The 4,691-nt window shown below is 70.1% G+C and carries 5 protein-coding genes; 4 read left to right on the plus strand and 1 reads right to left on the minus strand.

Annotated features, from left to right (window positions below; translation table 11 throughout):
- Positions 1 to 310, plus strand: a 310-nt coding sequence (locus tag DMC18_RS26280; RefSeq protein WP_158285974.1) for a hypothetical protein, incomplete at its 5' end; no start/stop codon positions are given.
- Here DMC18_RS26280 and DMC18_RS23775 read toward each other — a convergent pair.
- Positions 307 to 1,137: a folate-binding protein YgfZ gene (locus tag DMC18_RS23775; RefSeq protein WP_110118323.1), complete on the minus strand. Its 831-nt coding sequence runs from the start codon at positions 1,135 to 1,137 to the stop codon at positions 307 to 309. The genes DMC18_RS26280 and DMC18_RS23775 overlap by 4 nt on opposite strands.
- Before the next feature lie 109 nt (positions 1,138 to 1,246).
- Here DMC18_RS23775 and DMC18_RS23780 point away from each other — a divergent pair, with 109 nt between their 5' ends.
- The 3 genes from DMC18_RS23780 to DMC18_RS23790 all read left to right on the plus strand — a co-directional run bounded on the left by DMC18_RS23780 (position 1,247) and on the right by DMC18_RS23790 (position 4,523).
- Positions 1,247 to 2,443 (plus strand): glycosyltransferase family 9 protein, encoded by a 1,197-nt coding sequence (locus DMC18_RS23780; protein ID WP_110118322.1) that lies wholly within the window; start codon positions 1,247 to 1,249, stop codon positions 2,441 to 2,443.
- Between the two features lie 231 nt (positions 2,444 to 2,674).
- Positions 2,675 to 2,968, plus strand: a complete 294-nt coding sequence (locus DMC18_RS23785) for a GIY-YIG nuclease family protein (protein WP_110118321.1) — start codon at positions 2,675 to 2,677, stop codon at positions 2,966 to 2,968.
- A 220-nt stretch (positions 2,969 to 3,188) separates the two neighbouring features.
- Positions 3,189 to 4,523, plus strand: coding sequence for a dihydroorotase (locus DMC18_RS23790; protein ID WP_110118320.1), 1,335 nt, complete (start codon positions 3,189 to 3,191; stop codon positions 4,521 to 4,523).
- The last annotated feature ends 168 nt before the right edge of the window (positions 4,524 to 4,691 follow it).

The following is a 4,691-nucleotide window of genomic DNA, read 5'->3' on the forward strand; positions in this document are numbered from 1 at the left end:
CCTTTGCCGGGCGGGACCGGCGGCCGCCAGCGTCGCCGACCGGGTTGCGGCCATCCCCCGCGGCGACGCCCGCGCCGACGTGATCCAGGCCTCGGTGCTGGCGCTGCTGCGGATGGGACGGCGCGACCTGGCGCAGCCGCTCGCCGCCCTGCCCGCCAGCAACGGCTTCAACGGCGCCGCGTCGCGCCGCTACCGCAAGGAGATCGACCGCATTCTCGCCGAGGTGGGGCCGGGATCGCCGCGCTCGGTGTGCAAGCTGGACGGCGACACCCGCCTGCCGCGCGTGCCTTGGTTGGAAGGGGCCGGCTAGACCGTCGGCGCCGCGACCGGCGTCGGCGGAACCCAGTCGGGGCGCTCGACCCGCACCGGGCGGCCATCGACGGTCAGGTCCGCGCCCTCGATGCGGTCCAGCCGCAGCAGGGCCATGGCCCGGCCCTCGCCGCCGCTCAGCACCTCGCCCGCGCGAAGCTCGCCGGCCAGCACCTCGGCGCCGAAGGCCGGGGCGGGGCCGTCGAAGGCGATCGGCAGCATGCGGTTCTTGATCGTGCCGCGCCGCTTCATGCGGCTGGTGGTCTCCTGGCCGACGAAGCAGCCCTTCTTGAAGTCGATGCCGGCGAGCAGGTCGAAGTCGGCCTCGATCGGATAGGCCTTGTCGGTCAGCCAGTCGGCCGGACCGGGCACGCCCAGGGCCAGGCGATGGGCGTCATAGTCGTCTTCCGTGGCGTCAGGCTCGGCCGTCGGGCCGTAGACCCGCGCGCCCAGGGCCGGCAGGCGGGGATCGGCGTAGAAGCCTTCGCCCACCACCGGCGCGCCGTCCGGCGAGAACACCGCGCCGACCGCGAGGTCGGACGCCCCGATCTCGACCTTGGCCCGCAGGCGGTACATCGACAGCCGCGTGACGATGGCGTCGCGGTGCTGGGCCGCCACGTCGAGCAGGGCGCCGTCCGGCAGACCGGCCACGAACAGGTCGTAGAGCAGCCGCCCCTGCGGGGTCAGCAGGCCCGCAAATCGCAGCTCGCCGGGCGCGAGCGTCTCGACGTCCTGGGTCAGCAGGCCCTGCAGGAAGCTGCGCCAGTCGAGGCCGGCGACGGCGATGACGGCGCGGGAGGAAAGATGGGCGGTGCGCGGGCTGGTCATGGCCGAACATGTGGCGCCAGGGCGACGCATCCGCCAGTCTTTCATGCGAAGAAAGCTTAAGCGGGATAACGGGATGCGTTGACAGGCGGTTCACCCTATAGATGGACCGATGACACAGCGGGCCTTCCCGATTCTCTTCATCACCGCCACGCGTATCGGCGACGCCGTGCTGTCGTCCGGCCTGATCAGAATGCTGGCCGACGAGATCCCCAACGCCCGCTTCACCATCGTCGCCGGCCCGCTGGCCGCCCCCCTGTTCGCCCACGTTCCCGGCCTCGACCGGGTGATCGTCATGGAGAAGGGCAAGGGCAAGGGTCACTGGTTCAAGCTGTGGAACCAGGTGCGCCACAAGAAGTGGGGCCTGGTGGTCGATCTGCGCGGCAGCGCCACCGCCCTCTTCCTGCGCCGCGAGAAGCGGGCGATCTGGAAGAAGACCCCCGGCGAGATCGCCCACAAGGTGATCGAGACCGCCCGCGTGCTGAAGATCGAGGACGCGCCCCCGGCGCCGCACCTCTACATCACCCCGGAAGTCCAGGCCCTGGCCGACCAGATGCTGGCCCCGCGCGGAAACGAGCAGGCCGGCCCGATCCTGGCCATGGGCCCGGCCGCCAACTGGATCGGCAAGGTCTGGCCGATCGAGCGCTTCACCCAGACGGCGGCCCAGTTGCTCGGCCCCGGCGGCAAGCTGGAGGGCGGGCGCCTCTTGATCCTCGGCGGTCCGGAGGACGGCCGCATGGTCGAAGAGCTGCGCATGGCCTCGGCGCGCGGCCGCTGCATCGACCTGACCGGCAAGGTCGATCTGCTGACCGCCTATGCCTGCCTCAAGCGCGCCGACCTCTTCATCGGCAACGACAGCGGCCTGATGCACATCGCCGCCGCGGCCGGCACGCCCACCGTCGGCCTGTTCGGCCCCTCGGACGAGCGCCGCTACGGCCCCTGGGGCCCACTGACCCGCGCCGTGCGCGGCCCGCGCGACTTCGAACAGTTCAAGGCCGTCGATCCCGACCTGTCGCAGGCCATCCGCCACATGAGCGACCTGCCGGTGGCCAAGGTGGTCAAGGCGGCCGTGGAACTGCTGGACGAGGCCCGCGCCAGCGCGGTCGTCGAGCCCCCCGCCGAGCCCGAAACGCCCGTCGAACCGCCGGTGGCCGAAACGGCCGCGTTCGAGACCGCAGCGCCCGAAGCCGCTCCGGAGCTTCCGCTGGAAGCCGCCCCCGAAACGCCCTCCGCCGAGGCCGAGCCGAAACTCAAGATCTCCCCCCGCCGCCGCAAGCGCGCGGGCGGCGAAGCCAGCCCGCCGGTTTAGGGCGGCCGCTCTCCCTCTGCTCCTTTACATTTAACTCCGAGCATCCCCGCGAAGGCGGGGACCCAAGCGGAGTCTGCGGCCGCGCCAAGATCGGCCGCCGATGCGCGAACCCCAACCTCAGCTCGGATCCCCGCCTTCGCGGGAATGCTCGGATGAAGGGTTGAGCGATACCCTTGCACGCCCAAATTGTTCTTGTTATGTTCTGCCTCGAGAGCAACCCGAGGCCGGCCCATGGACCTCCTATTCACCGTCTACATCCTGGCCAGCGCCCCCTACGGCACGCTCTATTGCGGCCACACAGACGACCTTGCCCGCCGCATCTGGCAGCACAAGGAAGAGCACTTCCGGGGCTTCACCCGCCGCTACGGCGTCCATCGTCTGGTCTGGTATGAGAACGGCGCCAGCCGCGAAGGCGCGCTGATCCGCGAGCGCCAAATCAAGAAATGGAACCGCGCCTGGAAGATCCGGCTGATCGAGGCGATAAACCCCGGCTGGCTGGACCTGTACGAAACACTGAACTGCTGACTGGCCGTTCTGACGGAACGCCCCACTTCCGCTCACCCCCGCGAAGGCGGGGGCCCAAGCCGAGTTGGGGTTCCCATCACGGTCGGCGACGGCCAATCCCGCTTGGATCCCCGCCTTCGCGGGGATGCTCGGCGTTTGGGGTCCTGGTGAAATGGGGAAACCAGTTGCCACCCGCTCGCAGCAGACCTAGACCGCCCCAAACCCACCGCAGGAGCGCGCCATGTCCCAGACCTTCGACCTGATCGTCCGTGGGGGCGAGGTGGTGAACCATGCGGGGCGGGGGATCACCGACGTCGGCGTGCGCGGCGGCAAGATCGTCGCCATCGGCGACCTCAGCCAGGCCTCGGCGGGCGAAGTGTTCGACGCCACGGGCCTGACCGTGCTGCCGGGCGTGATCGACAGCCAGGTGCACTTCCGCGAGCCGGGCCTGGAGTGGAAGGAAGACCTCGAAAGCGGTTCGCGCGGCGCGGCCCTCGGCGGCGTCGTGGCCGTGTTCGAGATGCCCAACACCGAGCCGACCACCACCGATCCGGACGCCCTGGCCGACAAGCTGGCCCGCGCCAAGAACCGGATGCACACCGACCACGCCTTCTATGTCGGCGGCACCCACGAGAACGCCAATTTCCTGGGTGAACTCGAGCGGCTGCCGGGCTGCTGCGGCATCAAGGTGTTCATGGGCGCCTCGACGGGCTCGCTCTTGGTGCAGGACGACGAGGGCGTCGAGAACGTGCTGCGGCACGTGAACCGCCGCGCGGCCTTCCACTCGGAGGACGAATACCGCCTGGCCGACCGCCGCAGCCTGGCCCGTCCCGGCGACTGGACCAGCCACCCCGAGGTGCGCGACGCCCAGGCCGCCCTGCAATCGACCCACCGCCTGGTGCGCATCGCCAAGAACCTGGGCAAGCGCATCCACGTGCTGCACGTCACCACCAAGGAAGAGATCGACTTCCTGGCCCAGAACAAGGACGTCGCCAGCGTCGAGGTCACGCCCCAGCACCTGACCCTGGTGGCGCCCGAGGCCTATGAGCGGCTGAAGGGATTCGCCCAGATGAACCCGCCGATCCGCGACGCCTATCACGTGGCCGGCGTCTGGCGCGGCATCGAGGCCGGCATCGCCGACGTGCTGGGCAGCGACCACGCGCCCCACACCCGCGAGGAAAAGGCCCGCCCCTATCCGGCCTCGCCGTCGGGCATGCCGGGCGTGCAGACGCTCGTTCCCGTCATGCTGACCCACGTGGTGGACGGCAAGCTTTCCCTCGAGCGCTTCGTCGACCTGACAAGCCATGGCGTCAACCGCGTGTTCGGCCTGGCCGACAAGGGCCGCCTGGCCGAAGGCTTCGACGCCGACTTCACCATCGTCGACATGAAGGCCCGCAAGACCATCACCCACGAGCAGATGGCCAACCGCGCCGGCTGGACCCCCTTCGACGGCTTCGAGGCCAAGGCCTGGCCGGTGGCCACCATCGTCCGCGGCGTCGTGGTCATGCGCGACGACGAGATCATCGCCGAGGGCAAGGGCGAGCCGGTGCGGTTCCTGGAGACGCTGGCGAAATAGTTCCCTCTCCCCTTGCGGGAGAGGGTGGCCCCACGCAGTGGGGTCGGGTGAGGGGTCGCACGGCCTCGAACGCCGCGACAGCCGAAGGGCCGGTCGCGGCGTTTTGCGTCTGAGAGACCCCTCATCCGTCGCCTTTCGGCGACACCTTCTCCCGCAAGGGGAGAAGGA

It is taken from the genome of Caulobacter sp. D5 (assembly GCF_003185805.1).
Lineage (GTDB): Bacteria > Pseudomonadota > Alphaproteobacteria > Caulobacterales > Caulobacteraceae > Caulobacter.